The following is a 23,361-nucleotide window of genomic DNA, read 5'->3' on the forward strand; positions in this document are numbered from 1 at the left end:
CTCGGGGGTTCCTCTCGAAGAATGTCCGGCGCTCGTGCTGTGGCACTAACGCGCTTAAGTAACGCGCTTAAGCTACTATGAGGTGGATCACGCTTCCGTGTCAAGCCCCGTCCCAGAGGAGTGCCGGTGTCCACGCCGCCCCGCAGCCGCAAGACGACGATGAGTGACGTCGCCGCTCTGGCGGGAGTGTCCCGGACCCTGGTGTCGTTCGTCCTCAGTGGCAAACCGGGTGCGAGTGACGACACTCGCGACCGTGTCCTGGCCGCTGCGCGCGAACTCGACTATCGACCCGACAACGCCGCGCGACTCCTCGCGCGCGGGCGGAGCAGGACGTTGGGGGTCGTGATCGACGTGCGACAGCCGTTCCAGGCCGATCTCGTGACCCACATCTATCCCGTGGCCGAGGCGGCCGGGTACGAGGTGTTGCTGTCCGCGAGCGCGCCAGGCCGGGACGAGACGAAGGCGATCGAGGCGCTGCTCAGCCATCGCTGCGAAGGCGTGATCCTGCTCGGTCCGTCGTCCTCACCCGAGTACGTCGCGCATCTCGAGGAGCGGGCGGTGGTGGTCATGATCGGACGGGCCCTGCCCGCCACCGACTTCGACATCGTGCGCAGCGCCGACGACCACGGAGTGCGTCAGGCGGTCGACCACCTCGTCGGTCTCGGGCACGTGGATATCCACCACGTCGACGGTGGTACCGACTCCGGTGCGACCGAGCGTCGCGCCGCCTTCCGTGCCGCGATGGACGAGCGCGGTCTTCCCGCCGTGGTGTGGCCGGGTGCGCACACCGAGGAGGCGGGCAGTGCCGCCGGAACGCGCATGGTCGCCGAGCGGCGGGTGCCCACCGCGGTGATGGCCGGCAACGATCTGTGCGCGGTGGGACTGATGGACGCGTTCCACCGTGCCGGAATCGCTGTGCCCGATGATGTCTCGGTGGTGGGCTACGACGACAGCGAGCTGGCGCACCTCTCGCGCATCGATCTCACGACCGTCCGGCAGGACGCCGAGGGTCTGGCGGCGACGGCGGTGCGGTTCGCCATCGCCCGCCTCGAGGACGAGAGCCTCGCGCCCGCCGAGCTGGTGGTCGAGCCGTCACTCGTCGTGCGCGGGAGTACCGGGCCCGTGCGCACGGTCGCGCGTCAGACGGCCCGGCGCACCTGACGCCGTTCGCGGGCGGTCGACCCGACCCGGGGTTCGACTCGAGCAGATCGCACTGGCGCAGCGCACCCTCGTTTCGACGCGGCCCTCGTCGGTCACTCTCTCGAAATGCAGACGTTCCTCCCCGACCCCGGCTTCGCCCGCAGCGCACAGCTGCTCGACGACAAGCGGCTCGGGAAGCAACGCGTCGAGACCTTCCAGATCCTGCGCGCCCTGGTATGGCCCTCCTACGGGTGGAAGAACCACCCGGCGGTGGTGATGTGGCGGGGATTCACCCCGGCGCTCGTGGCCTACGGGATCGCGACCTGCCGGGAGTGGGCGGCCCGCGGGCGGGCGGAGGCCCTGGAGGCACGGCTCCTCGACTACAGCGACGGGCGTGCGTGGACGTACGACGAGTTGCGCGACGACGGCCGACTGCCGCCCTGGCTCGGTGACGACTCGGTGCACGCGAGCCATCGTCGCGCCCTGGCCGCGAAGGCGCCGCAGGCGTACCCGGCCGACTGGGCGGGGGAGACCGGGTACGTCTGGCCCGGATCCCTCTTCCCGCGCTGGCCCCCGACGGTCGGCGACACCACGCCCAGTGCCGTGGTGTCCTCGATGATCGAGATGGGCGCGCCCGCAGAGCTGTTCGACCCGGGTACGGAGGAGTGGTCCGCCCTGCGGGCCCTGCACCGTGGCCGATCCGCGCAGGTGCGGACGACGAACCACCGTCTGCTGACGGTCGCTGCAGCGCTGGTGCGGCCGGGCCGCACGGCTCTCCTGCTGGACACCGACCCGCTCGCTTCCGACCTCCCGCTGCCCGAACCGTCCGCCGAGCCGGGCGGCACGGTGTCGGCGTCCGTCGCGCGCGAGCCGACCCCCGAGGACGTCGAGGCGATGCGGGCAGAGGGCCGCGATCCCGGGCGTCTGCGCGTGTTCCGCCGTGGCGCGACCGTGCGCGATGCCGGGGAGTACGCGCTGGTGGTCACGTCCGGTGCCGCGGTGCCGGGCGAGCTCGCGGCTGTTCCGTCGCTCCGTCTGACGACGTGAGGACTAGCGCCCTCGCCACGCGGACCAGAGTTCGGAGTACCGGCCGCCCGACTCCACCAGGTCCCGGTGCGGCCCCTGCTCGACGATGCGGCCGTGCTCGAGCACCACGACGCTGTCGGCGCTCGCCGCCTGGGTGAGGCGGTGGGCGACGACGATCGTCGTCCGTCCGCGAGTGGCGGCCCGGGCGGCCTCCTCGAGGTCGCGCGCGCCGGCGCTGCCGGCTTCGGCGGTGGCTTCGTCGAGGACGGCGACCGCCGGATCGGCCAGGACGATACGGGCCAGTGCGATCTGTTGCGCGCGAGACGGAGTCAGCTCGACGCCGCCCTCGCCGACCACCGTGTCGAGACCGTCCTCGAGGGTGCTCACCCACGAGTGCGCGCCGACCGTCCGCAGCGCGTGTTCGACCGTCTCCCGATCCGCGTCCGGTGCCGCGAGCCGCAGATCGTCGATGAGCGGTCCGGCGAACACGTGCACCTCCTGGCTGACGATCGCGACGTGCCGGCGCAGTCGATCGGAGCCGATGTCGTCGAGCGACACCCCGCCCACCCGAACCGATCCGGAGTCCGCTCGCATCGAGCCCGCCACGAGCGCGGCGATGGTGGACTTGCCGGCGCCGGTCGAGCCGACCAGTGCCACCGTCGTGCCGTCGTCGATCCGCAGATCGATCCCGTGCAGGACGTCGTCGACCCCGTCGTAGGAGTGGCGGAGGTTCGTCACGACGACGGTGCCGTCCGCGGGCTCCGCCTCGGTCCCGGGGGAGCGGTCGTCGGGCAGATCGATGACGCCCACCAGTCGTGCGAGGGAGGCCCCGGCCGACTGGATGTCGTCGAACGAGTACAGCAGCATGCCGATCGGGTTGAAGAGTCGGTGGAACAGCAGTGCCGCCGCGGTGGTCTGACCGACGGTGACGGCGTCCTCGCGCACCAGGAGGAAGCCGACGGTGAGGATGACCGAGAGGCCGACGCACTCGGCCCGGTTGCTGCGCGAGCCGAACCGGGTGAAGAGACGGAAGACGGTGACGGCGATGTCGCGAGCCTTGCCGGACGATGCGTCGATGCGCGCGAGGTGCTCACCCTCCATGCCGTACGCCCGCACGGTGCGGGCCCCCTGCATGCTGCTGACCAGAGACTGGGCGCGCTCGCCCATCGCGACGCGCTCGGCGGCGTACATCGGGGCGGACCGCGGCAGATACCAGTGCAGGGCCATCACGTACATCGGGATCGCGACCATGCCCGCGAGTCCCAGACGCCAGTCGAGCCCGAGCATCGTGATCAGACTGAGCAGGACCAGCAGCACGGCGGCGAGGATGTTCGGCACCACTTCGCCGAGCGATTTCGCCATCACCGCGATGTCGTCCCCGACGCGGGAGAGCAGGTCTCCCTTGCCGACTCGCTCCAGTGTGCTCACCGGGAGGTGGAGTGCGCGACCGAGGACGCGCTCGCGCAGCGAGGCCAACATCTTCTCGCCGAGCAGACTGACGGTGTAGGCGCCGATCCCGGTGAAGACGCCGCCCGCGACCGCCGCGGCGCCGATGACCGTCACGACACCGACGATCGTGGACGTCGGTGCGCCCTCGGTCACTCGATCGACGAGCATGCCGAAGACGTACACGGGAATCAGCGCCATCGCCGCCGCGACCACGCCGATGGCGACGGTGAGCGCGACCGATCCCCGCCGCGCACGGAGTTCGCCGCGAAGGAACGCCCAGCATCGCCGTCCACTCGCGATGGGCAGCAGTGCGGTCGGTTCGGTCATCGCAGAACCGCCTCTCGGTAGCGCTCGTCCGTCTCCGCCAACCCGTGGTGGGTGCCGACGGTCGCGACGCGCCCCTCGTCGAGCACGACGACGCGGTCGGTGACCGCGAGGAGCGCGGGGCTGGTGGTGATGAGCACCGTCGTCTGGGTGCGGGCGTCGCCGTCGTGACGCAGTCCCGCGATGCCGGTGGCGATGGCGTGTTCGGTCACCGCGTCGACGGCGGTGGTCGGATCGTGGAGGACGAGTACCGGTGGCTGCGCCGCGAGTGCGCGGGCGAGGGCGACTCGTTGGCGTTGCCCACCGGACAGGCTGGCACCGCGGTCGGTCACCGGATGGTCGAGACCGCCGTCGTGCATGGCGACGATGTCGGTGACGGCGGAGGCGGTCACCGCGGCGTCGAGGTCGCTCCCGCGGTCCAGGGCGATGTTGGACCGCACCGTGCCGGCGAACAGATCCGACGTGTGCGGTTCCACCAGCACGGTGCGGCGGACCTCGGGGAGCGCGAGCTCGGTCACGTCGACGCCGCCGACCGTCAGCCGTCCGGTGACGTCGTCGGGCGAAACCTGCCCGGAGAGGACGGCGGCCAATGCATCGGCGTCCTGCGGCCGGTAGGCGACGACGCCGACGATCTCGCCGCGCCCTAGATGCAGGTCGAGATGCGTCAAGGTCCCGTAGGACAGGTCGTCGAGTCCGACGGACGAGGCGTCGGGGGACCGCGTACCGGTGGAGGTGACCACCGGGTCGGCGCCGAGAACCAATGCCAACCGGTCCGCTGATCCGCGGATGACCGCGAGGAAGCCGGGAAGTCGGGAGAGCGAACTCAGCGGCTCGATGAGGAACTGCGCCAGTCCGACGACAGTGATCAACTCGGCGACGGAGATTCGGCCCTCGAGAGCGAGGAACCCGGCCGTGCCGGCCACGGCGGCGGACAGCAGCGCGCCCACCGTTGCCGAGACACCGAGATACACGCTGTTGCCACGGGCCAGACGCATCGTCGCGGCCAGTGCACGTCGGCTCGACTGCACGAACCGCCGGGACGCGACGTCCTCGGCGCCGATACCGCGAAGGGGCCGTACGCCGCTGACGAGATCGGTGGCGAGACCCGAGACGCGGGCCACCTCCGCCTGCTGATCGGTCGCGGCGCGGGTGAGGAACGGCGCACACAACTGCAGGAGAAGGAGAAGGACAGGCGTGCCGATGACGACGGCCAGCCCGAGCGGCACATCGATGACGAGAAGTGCCACCGCAGTGACGACGAGGGCGGTGACCGCGGCGGCGACCCGGGCGATGGCGTCGAGCGCCCACGAGGTCTTCTCGGCGTCCGAGGTGCTGACCGTCAACAACTCGCCGGGGCCGAGATCGACCTGGACGCCGCGCGGGTCGAGCACGCGTCCCGCGACCTCCACGCGTAGCAGGTGTGCTTCCCGCTCGATCGCGACGACGATGATGCGGGCGCCGATGCGGTACGCGTAGGAGAGGACGACGAACAGGCCCGCCAGCCCCAGCAACGAGACGATCATCGCGGTGACGTCGCCGGTCTCGACCGCGCGGCCGATGATGAGACCGATGGCGACCGGCACCATCGTCTCGCAGAACTGGTGCACACAGAACAGGGCCGACGAACCGACGAGTCGCACACGGTGGCGCCGGGTGGTGCGGCGCAGGATGGCCCCGCCGGTCGACGGAGGTGCGTCATGCATTAGCCGACCCTAACCCACGTGGCCGACCGGTCGGGACGACGCGTACGCGTCAGTCGTGCTCGGGATTCCTGGTGCGACGGGCGGCGTCGCGCTGCTGCTGAGCGCGTTCCCGGCACCGACGCAGGAACTCCTCGTCGGACTCGGAGTTCGTCGCGACCGCGCGGCCGGGACGGACGTCGTACTCGGGGAAACGGGTCGCCCTCGGTCGGCGTCCCGCGTCGGGACCGCCCCAGATGCCGCCGCCGACGGGCCGGCCCGCCACGAGCCAGGCCACGGACCCGGCGAGAGGAAGGAACACGACGAGCAGGAGCCAGACCGTCTTCGGGAGGTGACGGATGCCACCCTCGTCGGCCGTGATGACGTCGATGAGGCAGAAGATCCAGAGCACGGCGACGATCAGGCCGAGATAGGGCACGGGCGCGTCCTCACGTAGAGCGGTTCACGTCCCGATTCACGAACCGCATGGTCTGTTGACGCGCTCACCCTAGCGCCCGACGTCGCCCTCGTCACTCCGTACGAGCCGTCGCGGGGGTAGGTGGTTCCGAATGCCCTCTGTGAGCGCCCACCGACCGGGTTTCCCCCGGCGGTCCGACGGGCATGCACGGATGTATCGACGAAAGGACAAGTCGTGGTCGCGCAGAACGAGAACGAGCAGCCGCAGGATTTCGCACGCACCACGCGTGCGCACGCCGGTGAGGCCATCACCGACAGCCGCGCATGGCCGGGCTACTTCCTGATGGCGCTGGGCTTCGTCGCGCTCGGACTGGGCCTGACCGCAGCGGGCGGCGGCTTCGAGGGATGGGTGCTGGTCGCCGGCATCGCCTGCCCGGTTCTCCTGCTCGCCGGCCTCGCCGTGGTCCTGCTCGAGCGCAAGCGCGTCAAGGCGGCCGAGGGCAAGTCCCTCACCGATCCCGGTGGTCACTGACCACGATCACGTGACGGGTTCCGATGCGTCGGAACCCGTCGTCTCCCTGCCGAGAACTCGCACGCAGTACTTCCGTGCGTGGTCCGAGCTGCACGGCGGGTACGACGTGCACTCGTCGGCACTGGTGCACGGCTGGCTGACCATCACGTACGTTCTGGCCCGCCCGCTCGCGCGGGCGCGCGTCGCCCCCACCGCGGTCACCGCTGTGGGGGTTCTCTTCGCTGTCCTGGCTCTCGCCGTCGCGGGTTCCGGTCCGTGGGGCGCCGGCGCGGCGGCACTGCTTCTCGTCCTGTCGGCGCTGGTGGACAGCCTCGACGGCGCCGTCGCACTGCTCCGCGGTCGATCGACGGCATTCGGCTACGTTGCCGACTCGGTGGCCGATCGACTCTCGGACATGCTCGTCTTCGCGGTTCTCCTCGTGCTGGGAGCACCCGCACCCCTGGTGGTCGCGGTCGCGCTGCTCACCCTGTTGCACGAGACGGCGCGGGCTCGCGCGGTGTCCGCGGGGATGGCGTCGATCGGAGTCGTGACGGTGTGGGAGCGCCCGTCCCGCGTGATCGCCGTCGTGGTGACTCTCCTGGGAGCCTCGGTGGTGGACACCGGTCCGCTGTTCGGCACCATCGGTGCCGCCGTGTCCCTGATCCTCGCCGTCGTCGGCTTCAGTCAGATCAGCGTGTCGATCCATCACGCTCTGAGTGCGCTTCCCGCTCCGCGACCCGGTCGCACTCGAGAGTGAACACCCAGCCGATCAGCACGATGATGTGCAGCAGGAACAGCCACAGCACCGTGGCGACGGCCGCTCCGACGGGTTCGAGGCCGCCGAACGGGCCCGACCAGTCGATGGGTATCGCGAGGAACAGCACGTAGCCCTGCAGGAATCCCGAGACGAAGGACGCGGTGGTCAGGGCACCGATCGCGACTGCCGTACGCGAGAGGGTGGTCGGCGCGACCACCCGGTACGTCCATCCGATGGGTACGGCGAGCACCAGCCAGACGGTGACGAATCCGAGCCAGACGCGGAACGCTCCCGCGCCGATGCCGCCGTTCACCGAGGCGAGTGCGTTGCCCACCACGAGAACGGGGATGGTGAGCAGCGGCGTGACGATCAGGACCGGGAGCGCCGACGCGCGACCGCGCCAGCCGACGAACGATTCGCGCACGGGCTCGTAGACGAGCAGGGCCCGTCGCATGCCCTCGCCGTAGAAGGTGGCGGGCAGGATCGCGACCAGGCCGCCCAGCCACCCGAGGTGGGTCCCGGCGTCGAACAGTGTCCGCACCGCACCCGGGGCGCCCGCTGCGCCCGGCAGCAGTCCGGCGATGGCGTCTCCGTACCCGACGACGGTCTCCTCACCCAGCAGCAGCGTGGTGAGGCGCAGACCCAACAGCAACATCGGCACGACGGCGATGCCGCCGTAGAACGTGATGCCCGCCGCCACCAGGGCCGTGTCGCGCGCCGCCAGCCGACGTCGCATTCCCGCCGCGACGGCCGTTCGTTCACGCACGATGCGCCGAGTCGTGCGGACGCCCGTCATGGGGCATGTCTACCCGGTGGCCCGTGCGCTCAACCTGCACCGTTTCGTCCGGGCGGTGCGCGGGTAAGAACGCTGGGACCCGCACGACTTCCGTGGGTGACTTCCGGTCCCTCCACGAGCTGGACCTACGACAGAGAACTGGTGCCATCAGTGACACGACAGCCTTCCTCCCCCTACCCCCCGGGTGTCAGTCTTCGACCCGACGGGAGCGCGAACGTCGCGGTCTACACCGAGACGGCCGAGTCGGTGACCGTCGTCACGTACGACGAGAACGGTACCGAACTGTCGTCGACGACACTGCCCGAGTACACCGGCCACGTGTTCCACGGCATCGTCGAGAACATGTCCGTCGGAACGCGATACGGATTCCGGGTCGACGGCCCGTGGGATCCGGCCGCCGGGTTGCGCCACAACGCCGCCAAGCTCCTCCTCGACCCCTACGCGAAAGCCGTTGCGGGGTCCGTGGAATGGGACGAAGCGGTGTTCTCCCACCATCACGACGAGCCCGAGACACGCAACGACGCCGATTCCGCGCCGTTCATGCCGCGGTCCGTGGTCGTCGACGACTCGTTCGACTGGGGAGACGACGCCGCGCCGCGAATCCCGTTGTCCGAGTCCGTCGTCTACGAGGTGCACGTCAAGGGCTTCACCCAGCTCGACGAGAACGTGGACGAGGCCGTCCGCGGGACCTACGCGGGTCTCGCGCATCCGTGCGCCATCGAGCACCTGACACGGCTGGGCATCACCGCCGTCGAACTGCTGCCCACGCATCAGTTCGTCCAGGACTCGCACCTGCTCGAGGAGGGTCGCCGGAACTACTGGGGATACAACTCGATCGGCTTCCTCGCGCCGCACAACGAGTACAGCAGTGCGGGCGACACGGGTGGGCAGGTCACCGAGTTCAAGTCGATGGTCAAGGCGCTGCACGCGGCCGGCCTCGAGGTGATCCTCGACGTGGTCTACAACCACACCGCCGAGGGCAACCACCTCGGACCCACCCTGTCCCTCAAGGGAATCGACAACGCGTCCTACTACCGGCTGGTCCCCGAGGACCACAGCTCGTACTACGACACGACGGGAACGGGCAACAGCCTGAACGTCGGCCATCCCGCCGCACTCGCCCTCATCATGGACTCGTTGCGCTACTGGGTCACCGAGATGCACGTCGACGGCTTCCGCTTCGACCTCGCGAGCACCCTGACCCGTCAGGACGAGGACCTCGACCGACACAGCGCGTTCCTCGACATGGTGCATCAGGATCCGGTGCTCGCCCCGGTGAAGCTGATCGCCGAGCCGTGGGACACCGCCGGCTATCAGGTCGGCGGCTTCCCGGCGCGGTGGTCGGAGTGGAACGGTAAGTTCCGCGACGACGTCCGCGACTTCTGGCGCGGCGAGGAGGGTAGCCTTCCCGCTCTGGCGCAACGTATCTCGGGTAGCCCCGACGTCTACGAGAACGATCGCCGGCCCACCCTCGCGAGTGTCAACTTCATCACCGCGCACGACGGCTTCACTCTCGCCGACCTCACGATGTACGACGAGAAGCACAACGAGGAGAACGGCGAGGACAGCCAGGACGGCGAGTCCGACAACCGGTCGTGGGGATGCGGCGCGGAGGGGCCGACGGACGATGCGGACGTCAACGCGCTGCGCGATCGCCAGCGCCGCAACTTCCTCGGCACGCTGCTTCTCTCGGCCGGCGTTCCGATGCTTCTGGGAGGCGACGAACTCGCGCGCTCGCAGGGCGGAAACAACAACGCCTACTGCCAGGACAACGAGATCTCGTGGTTCGACTGGGCGGTCGCCGACGACGCACTCGTCGAGTTCACCACGGCGCTGATCACACTCCGCCGCGAGCATCCGGCGCTGCGTCCGGTGTGGTTCCGCCACGGCGAGGACGACACCACCACCGACACGAGCGGCGGTCGACCCGACACGATCGACTTCCAGCGCGCGGACGGCGTCGCGATGGGTGACGACGACTGGACCACCGGATCGAACAAGTCGATCGCCGTGCTGTTCAAGTCGTCGGCCGAGGACACCGTGTTCCTGTGGCTGATGAACGCCTCCGACACCCCGGTCGAGTTCACCCTGCCCGACGAGACGTGGTCACTCACGATCTCGAGCGACCCCGAGCAGCAGGTGGGCGAGGACCCGACGTCACTGCTGGTACGAGACAGGTCGTTCACGCTGCTGCAGGCTCAGTAGCCGGTCGCGGCACGGCAGATCCGACGCGGGCCCCGATCACCGATGTGGTGATCGGGGCCCGCCGTCGTCCACACCCAGCATCGCGGTGATCACCGCGGCGAGCCGGCGCTCGTCGACGTGCCGTGACAGGTCGTTCACCACGGTGAACGCTGCTTCGACGAGAACCGACGACTGTGCCCGCGAGCGTCCCGGCATCGTCGACGCGAGGAGGTGCACCCACTCTCCGCGCTCCTGGCGAGCCATCACGGTGAGCTCGCGTGCCGTCGCCGGACCGGTCGAGAGGCCGTGGCGCCGGAGTACCCGCAGTGCCGGCGCCCGCGTCGCGAGGGCCACGCGCCGCCGCGCCAGCCCGGCCAGCGCCTGGTGCGGCGTGTCCGACCGGGCGAGCACACGCGCCGTCTCGTCTGCCGCCCGGCGCGCGGCGCCGAGGCACACCTCGTCCAGCACCACGGTCTTGCCGCCGAACCAGCGGTACGTGCTCGATGCCGCGATGCCCACCGAGGAGGCGATGGCCGCCATCGTCACGTCGGCGGGCTCGTTCTCGTCGAACAGCGCCGCGGCCGAGCGCAGGAGTGCGTCCCGTCGCCCGACGGGCGGGACGCCGTGCGGGAGTTCCGGATCGTCGACGGCGTCCGGCAGGTCCGCCGAGAGGACCGCGGCGCACGCGGAGTCGAGAACCTCGAGCACCGCGGCGGCGGGGACGGCGAGGCGGTGCGTCCCGATGCTGGAGAGGGTGGACAGCACCGCCCGAGTCGTGACGTCGGAGTCGCGAGAGGGCCGAAGGATCGGATCGGCACGACGTGCTGCCGCGGTGACGGCATCGAGAACCGTGGTCACCGAACCGATGTCGGGGTCGTGCAGATGCGGGCGGTCGCGGCGCAGCGTGCCGAGCGAGCGGCGCACGGTGAGGGCGCCGAGAGCGAGCGCGTGGTGATCGGCGGGAGCGCCCTCCCGAGCGATGCGCCGTTCGAGGCGTGCGACCGCGGTCAGATGCAGCGTGCGGAGCAGGTCGTACTTCGAGTCGAACCACCGATACACCGACGGCCCCGAGACGCCCGCGGCCGCCGCGACGTCGTCGATGCCGACGGCCGCGTAGCCGCGGGCGCCGAACAGATCCGCTGCCGCGTCGAGCAGTCGCCGCGGCCGTGGCGACCCACCGGTCACCGCGGTGTGGGCGCGCCGGGAGCCGCGGCGTGCAGTGCCACCTCGCCGGCCTTGACGACGAAGTGGACGCGACGGCCGGGCACGAGGTCGAGTTCGGTGGCCGCCGCGACGGTGACGTCGGCGTGCAGCGCGGGCAGACCCGCGGCCGCGGTGGACGTGATGCGGACCGACGAGCCGGTGGACTCCACGTGGCCGATCTGCACGGGCAGCACGTTGCGGGGGCTGCCCCGCGGTGGGTCGACGAAGACGGAGACGGCGGTGGGATGCAGCAGGGCCACCGCCGATGAGCCCGCGTCGAGAGGATCCGGGGCGCGGCCCTGCACGGCGACACCCGACGCGGTCGTGAGCGTGTCCGGAGCGGTGATGGTGCCCTCGATCGAGTTCACTCCGACGAGGGCGGCCGCGAACCGGGTACGCGGAGCCGTCAGAACGCCGCGGACGGTGCCGTGTTCGACCACTCGTCCGGCGTCGACGACGGCCACCTCACCGGCGAGCGTCAGGGCGTCGACCCGGTCGTGGGTCACCAGCAGGGTGGTGCGCGAGGTCTCGGCGAGCACCTCGCGGAGCACGCGGCGCATGGCCGGTGCGGACTCGGCGTCGAGCGCCGCGAACGGCTCGTCGAGCAGGAGCACGTCGGGGTCCGCCGCGAGTGCGCGGGCGAGGGCGACGCGTTGGGCCTGTCCGCCGGACAGTGCGCGCGGCCGCCGATCGGCGAGGTCGGCCGCGTCGACGGCCTCGAGCCATCGGCGCGCGAGTCGCTCGGACTCGGCTCGTCCGGCACCTCGTGAGCGGGGCGCGAAGGCGACGTTCGCCAGCGCGGACAGGTGTGGGAACAGCAGCGCGTCCTGGGCGAGGAGAGCCACCCGTCGGCGATGCGGCGGGACGTCGATGCGCTGCGCGCTGTCGGTGAGGGTGCGCGCTCCGATGCGGACCACGCCGTCGTCGGGCCGGACGAGTCCGGCCACCATCGACAGCAGCGTCGACTTCCCGGCACCGTTGGGCCCGAGGATCGCCACCACACCGCCCGACGGCACCGTGAGCGTGAGGTCGGCGCCGCGTGCTCGGTGACGGACGTCGAGGACGACCGAAGTGTCGGTGGGTGTCACAGCACGCCTGCCGGACGCCGACTGCGAGTGAGGATCACGATGACGATCGCGACGACGATGAGGACCAGCGAGAGGGCCACCGCCGCATCGGGATCCGTCTCGCGCTGGAGGTAGATCTCGAGCGGGAGGGTGCGGGTGACGCCCTGGAGCGACCCGGCGAACGTGAGGGTGGCGCCGAACTCGCCGAGCGCGCGGGCGAAGGAGAGCACCGCACCCGACGCCAGCCCGGGCAGGACCAGGGGAAGGGTGACCCGCAGCAGGACGGTGCCGGGTGAGGCTCCGAGGGTCGCGGCGACGACCTCGTACCGCGTGCCCGCCGTGCGCAGTGCGCCCTCGAGACTGATCACGAGGAAGGGGAGGGCGACGAACGTCTGCGCGAGGACCACCGCGGTGGTGGTGAAGGCGATGTCGATGCCCCACGCCCGCAGGTGTTCACCCAGCAGTCCCTGCCTGCCGAACGCGTAGAGCAGGGCGAGCCCACCCACCACCGGGGGCAGGACGAGGGGGAGCAGGACGAGTGCGCGCACGACGGCGACGATCCGCCCGGTCGACCGCGCGAGGACCAGGGCCATCGGCACCCCCAGCAGGATGCAGAGGACAGTGCTGGCGGCCGCCGTGCGCAGGCTGAGCAGCAGCGCGGCCCGGGACGACTCCGAGGTGACGAGCGGAACGAAGCGAGCCACGTCGACCGAGAGCAGCATCGCCACGAGAGGGAGCACGACGAGCGCCGTGCCGAGTCCGGCAGGCACGAGGATCCAGGCGGGCGGACGCACCGCGTCGCGGTGGCCGCGCGTCCCGCCCGCGAGGCCGGAGATCACGGTGTCTCGACGATGACGGTGGTCGCCTTGACCACCGCGACGGCGACGCTGCCGGGTTCCAGTCCGAGTGTCCGCACCGATTCTGCGCTCATCAGCGACGTCACGGTGAACGCGCCGCACTGCATCTGTACCTCGGCCATCACCGTGTCGACGACCACCGAGGTGACGAGTCCGGCCAGACGGTTGCGCGCGGAGCTGACCGTGCCGCTCGGATCCGGCGGTGCGGCGGCGCGGGCCCGAGCGTGCGCCGCGAGCGAGGCGCCGTTCACGACGGTGCGTCCGGCCGAGTCCTTCGACGTCTCGACGACACCACTCTCGATCCACCGGCGGACGGTGTCGTCGCTGACACCGACCAGGGCGGCGGCGTCTCGGACACGCAGATCACTCATCGGGTCGCACGCCGGAACGAGACGGGGCGCGGCGCAGATGCGGACGACGTGGGACCGAGGGCGCGCATCCACGTGATGCTAGCGGCCGGGAACAGACTCGGGGGTGTCGGCGTTGCACAGCTCGACGGAGTCGGATCCATGCCCCGGGTACCACCCCTTTCGCCGCTACGAGCGGCCTTCTGCCGAGAGGCGCACGGCCGACTCCGTCCTCGACGCCGCCGAGTTCACGCTCGGCGGCATCGTGCTGTCCGGGGTCGCTTGTGACGCACACCAACAGCACCCGCGATCATCGAAACGGGACGCCCGGTCCGCATTCCCGCTGGCAGAGGCTCCGGACCGCTGGTGAGGAGCCGGGTCGATGCTCGATCGGTACTCGACCGTGACCGTGTTCCCCAGCTCCGGAGTGGTGAGAAATCCCAGGTGGATGGCATCATGTGCGTGATAGCTGATGGTTCGGGCGCAGGTGAGTGGAGTCGAGAGAATGACGATGTCGTGGGGTAGGACCCGTCGTGGGCGCTCGACTCTGGTGGCCGCGATGACGGTGCTCGCACTCTCCGCGGCCGGGTGCACGGCGGGGTCGGGTCAGACACCGACGGCGGCTCCCGCGCCGATCGACTCCAACCCGTTGTCCGAGCTCATGAAGCCGAAGGTGTCGTTGCCGGCGCCCGACGCGTCCGTCGGATTCTCCCCGAGTGCTCCGGTCGCGGTGACCGTGGCGGACGGCACCCTGTCCGAGGTGACGCTCACCGACGACGCCGGCACCCCTGTCCCCGGAGCACTGTCCGAGGATCGGTCGTCCTGGACGAACAGCGAGGTGCTCGACTACAACGGCACCTACACGATGCGTACGCGGGCCTACGGTCTGGGCGGTGAGGCGTCGTCCGTCTCGTCCTTCACCACCAGTTCGCCGGACAACGTCACCAAGCCGTACCTGCTGCCGTCCGAGAACGAGATCGTGGGCATCGGCCAACCGGTCGCCGTGCAGTTCGACGAGCCGATCCCCGACAAGATCGCCGCGCAGAACGCGATCACCGTCGTGACGGACCCGCCGGTCGAGGGTGCCTTCTACTGGGTCAACCAGAAAGAGGTGCGGTGGCGCCCGCAGAACTACTGGGCTCCCGGCACCCGCGTCACCGTGACGGTGGACGTCTTCGGTCGCGACCTCGGCGAGGGACTCTTCGGCCAGGAGAACGCGTCGTCGTCCTTCTCGATCGGTGACGCCGTCATCGCCACCGCGGACGACGCCACCAAGCAGGTGACGTTCTCCGTCAACGGAGTCGACGTCAAGACCATGCCGACGTCGATGGGCAAGGACAGCTCGCCCACCGACAACGGGGTCTACATCATCGGTGACAAGTTCGCGTCCATGGTCATGGACTCGTCGACTTACGGCGTCGCCGTGGACTCCGCGCAGGGCTACCGCACTCCGGTCGACTGGGCGACGCGAATGTCGTACAGCGGCATCTTCTTCCACTCGGCGCCGTGGTCCGTCGGATCACAGGGCTATTCGAACGTCAGCCATGGTTGCCTGAACCTGAGCCCGTCGAACGCGAAGTGGGTCTACGACAACACCAAGCGTGGTGACATCACCGTCGTGAAGAACACCGTGGGTGGAACACTGTCGGGTACCGACGGACTGGGCGACTGGAACATCCCGTGGGACGAGTGGAAAGCCGGCAACGCCCAGTCCGTCTGAGCCGCTAGACCTTCAGGCCCAGAGCGGTGAGGTAACCGACCGGGTCCACGGCCTCGCCGCCGCGTCGCACCTCGAAGTGCAGGTGCGGGCCGTTGGAGTCGCCGGTACTGCCGACCGCGCCGATGGCCTGACCGGGAGCGATGGTGTCACCCACGGCGACATCGATGCGACTCTGGTGTCCGTAGAGGACCTCCGTGTCGCCCTTCTGGATCTTCACCAGGTTGCCGTACCCGTCGCCCGCGTCACCGGCCTGCGTGACTGTGCCGCCGGTGACCGCGTAGATCGTGGTGCCCTGCGCGGCTCCGAGGTCGATGCCCTCGTGGTTCTGCCGTCCGCCGCCGGTCGGGTTGTCGCGCCCGCCGTAACCGGACGTGACCTCGAAGGTGCCGGGCGTCAAGGGGAGTCGTGATCCGCCGACGCCCAGCGGGGCCGCCTGGAAGGGCGACGTTGCGTCCGGCGCGGCGTCGGGAGTCACCGGGGTGAGGGTGATGTCGCCGAGAACGAGCCCCGCGACCTCCTGCACCAGCACGCCCGTCGCGTCGAAGACGGCGGCGAGGATCGCCGCCTGCTGCTTGGCGCTCAGCGGAACACCGGGAATCTGGAACGCGGGCAGAGCGGGGAGCGGCGGAAGCGCGGGTGCCGCTGCGGCCGTGGGTGTCCCGGCGAAGAGCAGAGCTCCGGTGGCCGCGACGCCCACCATGGCGGCGGATCCCCAGCGACCACGGCGGCGCACCGGTGACGGCGATGCGTCCACGGTGTCCTGTGATGCGGTGTTCGAGTGTGATGTTCGGTGCACGAGCTACCTCCGTATGCGCCCACGGGCGTCGCCATTCGGTCGGCGCCGACCCGGGGGAGGAGTCCCGTCGCTGCTGCGCTGTCCACGGCGGTACGGCCGTCGACGTCCCTCTGACCCGTACCGGTCTCACCGACCGGTACCGGACGAGCAGTCGCCCACGGCGCACCGCTCGGCGAAGTCGAATGCCCTTCCCTTGGCATTCACGTCCGTCGAGCGAACAACACGAGTAACACACGGCGCACCTTCCCCAAGAGCGCCACGGGTCACTCTACGGGACAGCAGTATCGCTCGGTAACACGAATGCTCAATTACACCAACGTAATTCGGTTGTGCCGGCCTACCTGCGAAAACACATACGTGTAATTCGTCGGTGGGGCCGTCCCGGTGCGGAGATCGGACCTGTCCGGACTGGTACCTTGCGTTCGGGTGCGGGTTACTGCCGCGTGTGGCGCGACTGTGGGGGATGTTCTGTATGCGACGACAACGGGCGATGGCGGCTACGCTGGCACTGGCACTGGTGGGGGGAGTGAGCCTGGTGCTCGCGCCCGTGGCGGCGGCCGAACCGTGTGGAGGACTGCCCGGTACCGGGATCGACGGAACAGGTTTTCCCGGTCAGCCACCTGCGGGACGGCAGGGTCCGGTGCCCGCCTACAACGGGCCGTCGACGTCCACCGTGGGGTGGGTGACCGGTCAGGAGAGTGTGAACCGGACGTTCGATCGTTTCGGAATCTCGGGGACCGATCTCGGCATCAGTTGGGACAACGGAGCCGGTCAGACCCTCATGGCGTTCGGCGACACCTTCGGGAACTGCGCGGTCCCGGGCGGGCAGTGGCGGCACAATGTTCTGTTGCGCAGCAACGACACCGACCTGTCGGACGGCATCACGTTCGCCGACGGTGTGCCCGGTGACGTGAACTCCGGTGCGGTGGTGGCCGGGAACGATCCGCGATTCGCCACCCAACTGCTCTCGGCTCTCGGGCTCTCACCTGTCGAGTACACGATCGTTCCCACGTCGGCGATCGCCGTGAACGGCGTGCAGTATCTGCACTTCATGTCGGTCCGCGAGTGGAGCGGCTCGGTGTGGTCGACGAACTACGCGGGAATCGCGACGTCGCGCGACAACGGGCAGACGTGGTTCCCCGAGCCCGGCACGATCCGGTTCAACAGCGGCGTGGCCGTCCCCGGTACGGAGCAGTTGGACGCCCGCTTCCAGCAGGCGGCGTTCGTCCGCGGCCAGGACGGGTTCGTGTACCAGTACGGGACACCGAACGGCCGTCTCGGTGCGGCCTACCTGGCCCGCGTCGCACCCGACGCGATGCTGGACCTCACCCGGTACGAGTACTGGAACGGTGGGTCCTGGACCTCCGACCTGGCCGCCGCCGCTCCTGTGGTCGGCCAGCCGGTCGGGGAGATGTCCGTCGCGTGGAATGCGTATCTCGGTCGCTACATCATGCTGTACGGCAACGACGTCGAGGGCCGCATCATGGCGCGGACCGCGTCGGCGCCCGAGGGGCCGTGGAGCGCTCCCACCGCGCTGGTGGTGAACAACGACATCGGCAACTACCCGGGCGGTGGCCTCTACGCGCCCTACATCCACCCGAGGTCGGCCGGTGACTCGCTGTACTTCACGGCGTCGCAGTACTCGTCCTACAACGTCATCCTCATGCGGACGGACCTCGACGCGCTGCCCCGCTGAGCCCCACGCACGACGAAGGCCCCCGACTCGCGAGTCGGGGGCCTTCGTGTTCGGGGTGGACGACGGGACTCGAACCCGCGACAGCCAGGATCACAACCTGGTGCTCTACCAACTGAACTACGCCCACCATTGCTGCACACCCTGCGGCGATGCAGCGCGTTCGATACTAGCGTGACCGATACGCGGGAAGCCAATCGGTTCCCTGTGTCACGCGTCGCCACCGGTCAGCGTCGTCACGACGGCGCCGATCTCCTCGGTGGTCGGTCCCGGAGCCGCCACGAAGGCCGTCTGCCGGTAGTACTTCAGCTCCCGGATCGACTCCTCGATGTCCGCGAGTGCCCGGTGCGCGAGGCCCTTGGGAGGCTGACCGAAGTAGATGCGTGGGTACCACCGGCGGCACAACTCCTTGATGGAGCTGACGTCGATCATCCGGTAGTGCAGGTAGCCGTTCAGCTCCGGCATGTCCCGCGCGATGAAGCCGCGGTCGGTGCCGATCGAGTTGCCGGCGAGCGGCGCGGTGCCGGCGGGAACGTGCTGCCGGATGTACTCGAGCACCTTCTCCTGCGCCTGCTCCATCGTGACCGTCGACGCGCGGACCTCCTCGGTGAGCCCCGACTTGGCGTGCATCTCGGTGACCACGTCCGGCATCGAGGCCAGTGCGTCGTCGTCGCAGTGGATCACGATGTCCACGCCGTCGCCGAGAACGTTGAGGTCGCTGTCGGTGACCAGGGCCGCGATTTCGATGAGCTTGTCCGAGCCCAGCTCGAGGCCCGTCATCTCGCAGTCGATCCACACCAGTTTGTCGTTCACGCACATCCTCGGTATCCGTCGTGTCCATCGGTACCGCTGCCACAGTAGACCCGCACGTGTCGGTACCGGCGATAGAGTTCAGCCCGTACCGCCGGCGACACGAGAACGGGAGCACGAGTGACGATGACGGAACCGACGGAGGGTGGCCGCGCGGCCGCGATCGCAGCGGGGTACGCCACGGAAGGTCCCGCCATCGAACTCGGCAGTGTGGTGCTGGACGGCGTCGCGGATCCGACCGCACGGGTCCGGTTACCGCTGAAGATGGTGAACCGTCACGGCCTCGTGGCCGGCGCCACGGGAACCGGCAAGACGAAGACCGTGCAGGTGATCGCCGAACAGCTCTCCGCGGCCGGTGTTCCGGTGGTGCTGGCCGACGTCAAGGGCGACCTCTCGGGACTGTCCGCTCCGGGCGCCGACTCGGACGGCCTGCGCGGCCGGGCCGGCGAGACCGGCGCGGACGGGTGGGCGCCCACGGGATTCCCGGTCGAGTTCCTCTCCCTCGGTACCGAGGGTGGCGCGGTGCCGGTGCGCGCGACCATCACGGCGTTCGGCCCGATCCTGCTCAGCAAGGTGTTGCAGCTCAACGCGACTCAGGAGTCGACCCTCGGACTGATCTTCCACTGGGCGGACACGCAGGGGCTCGCGCTGCTCGATCTGAAGGATCTGCGTGCCGTCATCACGCACCTCACGAGCGACGAGGGCAAGGCCGACCTGAAGGGCATCGGCGGCGTCTCGTCGTCCACCGCCGGTGTCATCCTGCGGGCACTGGTGAACCTGGAGGCCGACGGCGGCGACACGTTCTTCGGTGAGCCGGAGATGCGGACGGAGGACCTGATCCGCACCGCACCGGACGGACGCGGCATCGTCACCCTCTTCGAACTCGGCGCTCTCGCAGCGTGTCCCGTCATGTTCTCCACGTTCCTGATGTGGGTGCTGGCCGATCTCTTCCAGACCCTGCCGGAGGAGGGGGACCTCGACGCACCGAAGCTGGTGTTCGTGTTCGACGAGGCACATCTGCTCTTCGCCGACGCGTCGAAGGCCTTCCTCCAGCAGGTCGAGCAGACCGTGAAACTGATTCGCTCCAAGGGTGTCGGCATCTTCTTCTGCACGCAGCTGCCGTCGGACGTTCCCGGGCCGGTGCTCTCCCAGCTCGGCGCGCGGGTGCAGCACGCGCTGCGCGCCTTCACCCCGGACGACCAGAAGGCGCTGACCAAGACGGTACGGACCTATCCCAAGAGTGCGGACTACGACCTGGAGGAGGCACTCACCACCCTCGGGACCGGCGAGGCGATCGTCACGGTGCTGTCCGAGCGGGGCGCGCCGACTCCCGTGGCCTGGACCAGGATTCGTCCGCCGCAGTCGCTGATGGACACCATCGGAACGGACGCGATCACGGCCGCCGCGACCGCCAGTCCGTTGTACGCGACGTACGGCACCACCGTCGACGGCGAGTCCGCGTACGAGTTGCTGAACGCACGGATGGCCCCCGAACCGACGCCGCAGCAGCCGGAGTTCCCGCCGCTGCCGCAGACCTACGACCTGCCGCCGCTGCCCGCGCCGGAGCCGGAAGGGCCGTCGGCCGCAGAACGCATCATGGCCAACCCCGCCGTGAAGAGCTTCCTGCGGTCGGCAGCCAGTGCGGCCGGTCGCGAGATCTCACGGAGCATCTTCGGGACCGGACGCCGCCGTCGGAGGTAGAAGGTCAGGAACCGCCGAGCTTCTTGTAGAAGCTGCCGATGATCGGAGCGCTGATCGAGCGCGGACTGTACTGGCCCGCAACGGACATGCCCTTGCTGAGGATTCCGGGAACGATGCGCATCTTGTTCTTCTCGAGCCCGTCGAGAGACAGCCGTGCCGTGTACGCGCTGTCGATCCACAGGAAGTCCGGCACCAGCTTGTCGACGATGGAGGCGTCCGCGGGATCGGGCGTCTCGGTGCGGACCGGGCCGGGTGCGAGGAGCGTGCAGTGCACGCCGGTGCCGGCGAGCTCCGATCGCAACGACTCGGAGAACGTGTTCACGAACGCCTTGGTGGCGGCGTAGGTCGCATTGTTGGGGATGGCCATGTTGCCCGCGGCCGAGCCGGTGACGAGGATGCCGCCGGCGCCGCGCTCGATCATGCCGGGCAGGACCGCCAGCGTGAGATCGTGCACCGCAACAGCATTGAGCTGCACCTGGGCGCGCTCGTAGGCGGGATCCAGCGCCGACACCGGACCGAAGGTGGCGATGCCGGCGTTGTTGCAGAGCACCGAGATGTCGCGGCCGGCCAGTTCGTCCGCCAGGGTCTGGCGTTGAACGGGATCGGACAGATCGTTCACGCGGACCTCGACGGTGACGCCGTGCTCGGCGGTCAGCTTCGCCGACAGCGCCTCGAGCAACTCGCCTCGACGGGCGACGACGATCAGCGAATGACCACGGGCGGCGAGTTCGGTGGCGAGTGCTTCTCCGATGCCGGACGACGCTCCGGTGACGACGGCACGGGACTCTGCGGTGGGTGCGGGGAGGCTCACGGTCACCGAGGCTAGCGTGACGCTGCGGAGCACGCGACGTCAGAGGGCGGCCGCGAGGCGGGTCCCTTGTTCGATCGCCCGCTTCGCGTCCACCTCCGCCGCCACGTCGGCGCCGCCGATGACGTCAACTACTGTTCCCGCAGCTGTGAGATCGTCCAGAAGATCGCGCACCGACTCCTGACCGGCGCACACGACGATCGTGTCGACCTCCAGTGCGCGTGTCCGTCCGTCGACGGTGATGTGAAGTCCGTCGTCGTCGATCCGGTCGTACCGCACCCCCGACAACTGCGTCACGTTCCTGCTTCGCAGGGCAGCGCGATGCACCCAGCCGCTGGTCTTGCCGAGTCGCGTCCCGATCCGTCCCGCCGTCCGCTGCAGCAGGTACACCTCGCGAGCCGCGGGGGGAGCGACGGCGGTGGCCACGGCACCCGCGGCCGCCGGATCGTCGGTGACTCCCCATTCCCGACGCCACTCCGCGGTATCCAGAGTCGAGGAGTGTTCCGTGGTGAGGAACTCGCAGACGTCGACACCGATGCCGCCGGCCCCGATGACGGCCACGCGCCTGCCGACGTCGCGGTGGCCGAGCACCGCCTCGGCGTACGTGACGACGCTGGGGTGATCGATGCCGGGAATGGACGGGATGCGCGGCACCACACCCGTGGCCAGGACGACGCGATCGAAGTGCACGAGGTCCGCGGCGCCGGCCGTCGTGCCGAGCCGAACGTCGACCGTCGCTGCGGCGAGTGCGTGGGTGAAGTAGCGGACCGTCTCGGCGAACTCCTCCTTGCCGGGGATGCGCTGCGCGATCGCGAACTGGCCGCCGATCTCGTCGCGCGCCTCGAAGAGGGTGACGCGATGACCACGCTGCCCCAGTGCGACCGCGGTGGCGAGTCCCGCCGGGCCGGCGCCGACGACGGCGACCGTTCTCGCGGAGCGAGTCGGGGACAGCACGAGTTCGGTCTCCCGCCCGGCCCGCGGATTGAGCAGGCAGGACGCCTTGCGGTGGACGAAGACGTGGTCGAGACAGGCCTGGTTGCAGGCGATGCACGTGTTGATCTCGTCCCGTCGGCCGTTCCTCGCCTTGAGCAGCCAGTCGGGATCCGCCAGCATCGGGCGGGCCAGCGACACCAGGTGCGCGCTGCCGTCGGCGAGCAGGCGTTCGGCGACATCCGGCATGTTGATCCGGTTCGCCGCCGCCACCGGCACCGTCACCACCTCGGTGAGGCGGCGGGTGAAGTCGATGAACGCGGCCCTCGGTACGGACGTCACGATGGTGGGCACGCGCGACTCGTGCCAGCCGAAGTCGGAGTCGAACAGATCGATCCCGGCTCCTTCGAGTTCGGTGGCGAGTGCCACGATCTCGTCCCACGTCTGACCGTTCTCGACCAGATCGGCCAGCGAGATCCGGAACGAGAGCAGGAAGTCCGGTCCGACCGCTGCTCTGATGCGACGCACGATCTCCACCGGAAGGCGGCGCCGGTTCTCGGCGGACCCGCCCCATCGATCGGTGCGACGGTTCGTCCTCGGTGCGAGGAACTGGTTGAGGAAGTAGCCCTCGCCGCCCATGATCTCGACGCCGTCGTAGCCTGCGCGCTGCGCCAGGCGCGCGCACCGGACGTAGTGGCTGATCTGCCGTTCCACGCCCCGATCGGTGAGGCCGCGGGCGCGGAACGGGGTGATCGGCGACTTCCCACCCGACGCACTCACGGAGAGCGGATGGTAGGAGTAGCGGCCCGCGTGCAGGATCTGCAGCACGATCCGACCACCCTCGCGGTGCACGGCATCGGTCACGCGTCGGTGGCGACGGGCCTCGAGACGGTTGGACAACTTGGCCGCGAACGGAAGCAGCCAGCCGGTGCGATTGGGGGAGTAGCCCCCGGTGACGACGAGTCCCACACCACCTCGGGCGCGCTCGGCGAAGTACGCGGCGAGCTTCTCTACGTCCTTCGCCCGATCCTCGAGTCCAGTGTGGATCGAGCCCATCATCACCCGGTTGGGCAACGTCGTACGACCGACCGTGATCGGCGACAGCAGAACAGGGAAGTCGGTCATCTCGGCACCCTATGCTGCGAG

Annotated in this window: 20 protein-coding genes and 1 tRNA gene; 8 read left to right on the forward strand and 13 right to left on the reverse strand. The window is 69.7% G+C overall.

The features are described 5' to 3' along the window. The first annotated feature begins 159 nt into the window (after positions 1-159). Positions 160-1,161: a LacI family DNA-binding transcriptional regulator gene (locus OG947_RS17725; RefSeq protein ID WP_037185774.1), complete on the forward strand. Its 1,002-nt coding sequence runs from the start codon at positions 160-162 to the stop codon at positions 1,159-1,161. Positions 1,162-1,266: 105 nt separating this feature from the next. Next, positions 1,267-2,187 (forward strand): MSMEG_6728 family protein, encoded by a 921-nt coding sequence (locus tag OG947_RS17730; protein ID WP_328812526.1) that lies wholly within the window; start codon positions 1,267-1,269, stop codon positions 2,185-2,187. A gap of 3 nt (positions 2,188-2,190) precedes the next feature. Here OG947_RS17730 and OG947_RS17735 read toward each other — a convergent pair whose 3' ends face one another. From OG947_RS17735 to OG947_RS17745, 3 genes are read right to left on the reverse strand one after another with little or no spacing between them, the layout of a single operon-like run. Further along, positions 2,191-3,942, reverse strand: a complete 1,752-nt coding sequence (locus OG947_RS17735) for an ABC transporter ATP-binding protein (protein WP_328812527.1) — start codon at positions 3,940-3,942, stop codon at positions 2,191-2,193. Continuing rightward, positions 3,939-5,642, reverse strand: a complete 1,704-nt coding sequence (locus OG947_RS17740) for an ABC transporter ATP-binding protein (protein WP_328812528.1) — start codon at positions 5,640-5,642, stop codon at positions 3,939-3,941. Before OG947_RS17740 ends, OG947_RS17735 begins: the two co-directional genes overlap by 4 nt. Positions 5,643-5,691: 49 nt before the next feature. After that, positions 5,692-6,057: a PLD nuclease N-terminal domain-containing protein gene (locus OG947_RS17745; protein WP_027505600.1), complete on the reverse strand. Its 366-nt coding sequence runs from the start codon at positions 6,055-6,057 to the stop codon at positions 5,692-5,694. Between the two features lie 213 nt (positions 6,058-6,270). On the opposite strand from OG947_RS17745, the gene OG947_RS17750 reads away from it, so the two are divergent. After that, complete coding sequence (locus tag OG947_RS17750; protein WP_027505601.1) at positions 6,271-6,567, forward strand: hypothetical protein; 297 nt, start codon at positions 6,271-6,273, stop codon at positions 6,565-6,567. Positions 6,568-6,577: 10 nt separating this feature from the next. Then, positions 6,578-7,303 (forward strand): CDP-alcohol phosphatidyltransferase family protein, encoded by a 726-nt coding sequence (locus tag OG947_RS17755; RefSeq protein ID WP_328812529.1) that lies wholly within the window; start codon positions 6,578-6,580, stop codon positions 7,301-7,303. Here the strand turns inward: OG947_RS17755 and OG947_RS17760 are convergent. Further along, the gene (locus OG947_RS17760; RefSeq protein WP_051613317.1) at positions 7,236-8,099 is read right to left on the reverse strand and encodes a YhjD/YihY/BrkB family envelope integrity protein; all 864 of its coding nucleotides are present in this window, start codon (positions 8,097-8,099) and stop codon (positions 7,236-7,238) included. The two genes, OG947_RS17755 and OG947_RS17760, sit on opposite strands and share 68 nt — an antisense overlap. A gap of 150 nt (positions 8,100-8,249) precedes the next feature. On the opposite strand from OG947_RS17760, the gene glgX reads away from it, so the two are divergent. After that, a complete protein-coding gene (gene glgX / locus OG947_RS17765) occupies positions 8,250-10,304 on the forward strand; it encodes a glycogen debranching protein GlgX (protein WP_328812530.1) in 2,055 nt (684 codons plus the stop codon). A 36-nt stretch (positions 10,305-10,340) separates the two neighbouring features. On the opposite strand, the gene OG947_RS17770 is transcribed toward glgX, so the two are convergent. Genes OG947_RS17770 through OG947_RS17785 form a run of 4 tightly spaced genes read right to left on the reverse strand, consistent with a single transcriptional unit; the run spans position 10,341 to position 13,781 of the window. Further along, complete coding sequence (locus tag OG947_RS17770; RefSeq protein ID WP_328812531.1) at positions 10,341-11,468, reverse strand: helix-turn-helix domain-containing protein; 1,128 nt, start codon at positions 11,466-11,468, stop codon at positions 10,341-10,343. Further along, positions 11,465-12,574, reverse strand: a complete 1,110-nt coding sequence (locus OG947_RS17775) for a sulfate/molybdate ABC transporter ATP-binding protein (protein WP_222638478.1) — start codon at positions 12,572-12,574, stop codon at positions 11,465-11,467. The genes OG947_RS17770 and OG947_RS17775 overlap by 4 nt, the downstream gene beginning before the upstream one ends. Then, positions 12,571-13,392 (reverse strand): ABC transporter permease, encoded by an 822-nt coding sequence (locus tag OG947_RS17780; RefSeq protein ID WP_374198290.1) that lies wholly within the window; start codon positions 13,390-13,392, stop codon positions 12,571-12,573. Before OG947_RS17780 ends, OG947_RS17775 begins: the two co-directional genes overlap by 4 nt. Then, the gene (locus OG947_RS17785; protein WP_027505607.1) at positions 13,389-13,781 is read right to left on the reverse strand and encodes a TOBE domain-containing protein; all 393 of its coding nucleotides are present in this window, start codon (positions 13,779-13,781) and stop codon (positions 13,389-13,391) included. The genes OG947_RS17780 and OG947_RS17785 overlap by 4 nt, the downstream gene beginning before the upstream one ends. A gap of 481 nt (positions 13,782-14,262) precedes the next feature. Between OG947_RS17785 and OG947_RS17790 the strand changes: the two genes are divergently transcribed. Beyond that, entirely contained in the window at positions 14,263-15,477 is a 1,215-nt protein-coding gene (locus OG947_RS17790; protein WP_442973069.1) for a L,D-transpeptidase, read from the forward strand. 4 nt (positions 15,478-15,481) lie between these two features. On the opposite strand, the gene OG947_RS17795 is transcribed toward OG947_RS17790, so the two are convergent. Then, the gene (locus tag OG947_RS17795) at positions 15,482-16,231 is read right to left on the reverse strand and encodes a M23 family metallopeptidase (protein WP_328812532.1); all 750 of its coding nucleotides are present in this window, start codon (positions 16,229-16,231) and stop codon (positions 15,482-15,484) included. Between the two features lie 532 nt (positions 16,232-16,763). Between OG947_RS17795 and OG947_RS17800 the strand changes: the two genes are divergently transcribed. Next, positions 16,764-17,969: a DUF4185 domain-containing protein gene (locus OG947_RS17800; RefSeq protein ID WP_328812533.1), complete on the forward strand. Its 1,206-nt coding sequence runs from the start codon at positions 16,764-16,766 to the stop codon at positions 17,967-17,969. A 54-nt stretch (positions 17,970-18,023) separates the two neighbouring features. Here OG947_RS17800 and OG947_RS17805 read toward each other — a convergent pair. Both OG947_RS17805 and orn read right to left on the reverse strand, forming a co-directional pair. Next, positions 18,024-18,096, reverse strand: a tRNA-His gene (locus OG947_RS17805). An 80-nt stretch (positions 18,097-18,176) separates the two neighbouring features. Next, a complete protein-coding gene (gene orn, locus OG947_RS17810) occupies positions 18,177-18,779 on the reverse strand; it encodes an oligoribonuclease (RefSeq protein ID WP_328812534.1) in 603 nt (200 codons plus the stop codon). A 123-nt stretch (positions 18,780-18,902) separates the two neighbouring features. Here orn and OG947_RS17815 point away from each other — a divergent pair, with 123 nt between their 5' ends. Further along, positions 18,903-20,477, forward strand: coding sequence for a helicase HerA-like domain-containing protein (locus tag OG947_RS17815; protein ID WP_328812535.1), 1,575 nt, complete (start codon positions 18,903-18,905; stop codon positions 20,475-20,477). A gap of 4 nt (positions 20,478-20,481) precedes the next feature. On the opposite strand, the gene cmrA is transcribed toward OG947_RS17815, so the two are convergent. Together cmrA and OG947_RS17825 are read right to left on the reverse strand one after the other, a co-directional pair. After that, positions 20,482-21,288: a mycolate reductase gene (cmrA, locus tag OG947_RS17820; protein ID WP_328814057.1), complete on the reverse strand. Its 807-nt coding sequence runs from the start codon at positions 21,286-21,288 to the stop codon at positions 20,482-20,484. Between the two features lie 39 nt (positions 21,289-21,327). Beyond that, the gene (locus OG947_RS17825) at positions 21,328-23,340 is read right to left on the reverse strand and encodes an NADPH-dependent 2,4-dienoyl-CoA reductase (RefSeq protein WP_328812536.1); all 2,013 of its coding nucleotides are present in this window, start codon (positions 23,338-23,340) and stop codon (positions 21,328-21,330) included. Between the last annotated feature and the right edge of the window lie 21 nt (positions 23,341-23,361).

The sequence above is a fragment of the Rhodococcus sp. NBC_00297 genome, from assembly GCF_036173065.1.
GTDB lineage: Bacteria > Actinomycetota > Actinomycetes > Mycobacteriales > Mycobacteriaceae > Rhodococcoides.

Excerpts from the sequence above, each read along its gene's own strand:
- OG947_RS17725 (WP_037185774.1), top strand. The coding sequence starts at position 160 with ATGAGTGACGTCGCCGCTCTGGCGGGAGTGTCCCGGACCCTGGTGTCG.
- OG947_RS17730 (WP_328812526.1), top strand. The coding sequence starts at position 1,267 with ATGCAGACGTTCCTCCCCGACCCCGGCTTCGCCCGCAGCGCACAGCTG.
- OG947_RS17735 (WP_328812527.1), bottom strand. The coding sequence starts at position 3,942 with ATGACCGAACCGACCGCACTGCTGCCCATCGCGAGTGGACGGCGATGC.
- OG947_RS17740 (WP_328812528.1), bottom strand. The coding sequence starts at position 5,642 with ATGCATGACGCACCTCCGTCGACCGGCGGGGCCATCCTGCGCCGCACC.
- OG947_RS17760 (WP_051613317.1), bottom strand. The coding sequence starts at position 8,099 with ATGACGGGCGTCCGCACGACTCGGCGCATCGTGCGTGAACGAACGGCC.
- OG947_RS17785 (WP_027505607.1), bottom strand. The coding sequence starts at position 13,781 with ATGAGTGATCTGCGTGTCCGAGACGCCGCCGCCCTGGTCGGTGTCAGC.
- OG947_RS17790 (WP_442973069.1), top strand. The coding sequence starts at position 14,263 with ATGACGATGTCGTGGGGTAGGACCCGTCGTGGGCGCTCGACTCTGGTG.
- OG947_RS17800 (WP_328812533.1), top strand. The coding sequence starts at position 16,764 with ATGGCGGCTACGCTGGCACTGGCACTGGTGGGGGGAGTGAGCCTGGTG.
- OG947_RS17815 (WP_328812535.1), top strand. The coding sequence starts at position 18,903 with ATGACGGAACCGACGGAGGGTGGCCGCGCGGCCGCGATCGCAGCGGGG.
- OG947_RS17825 (WP_328812536.1), bottom strand. The coding sequence starts at position 23,340 with ATGACCGACTTCCCTGTTCTGCTGTCGCCGATCACGGTCGGTCGTACG.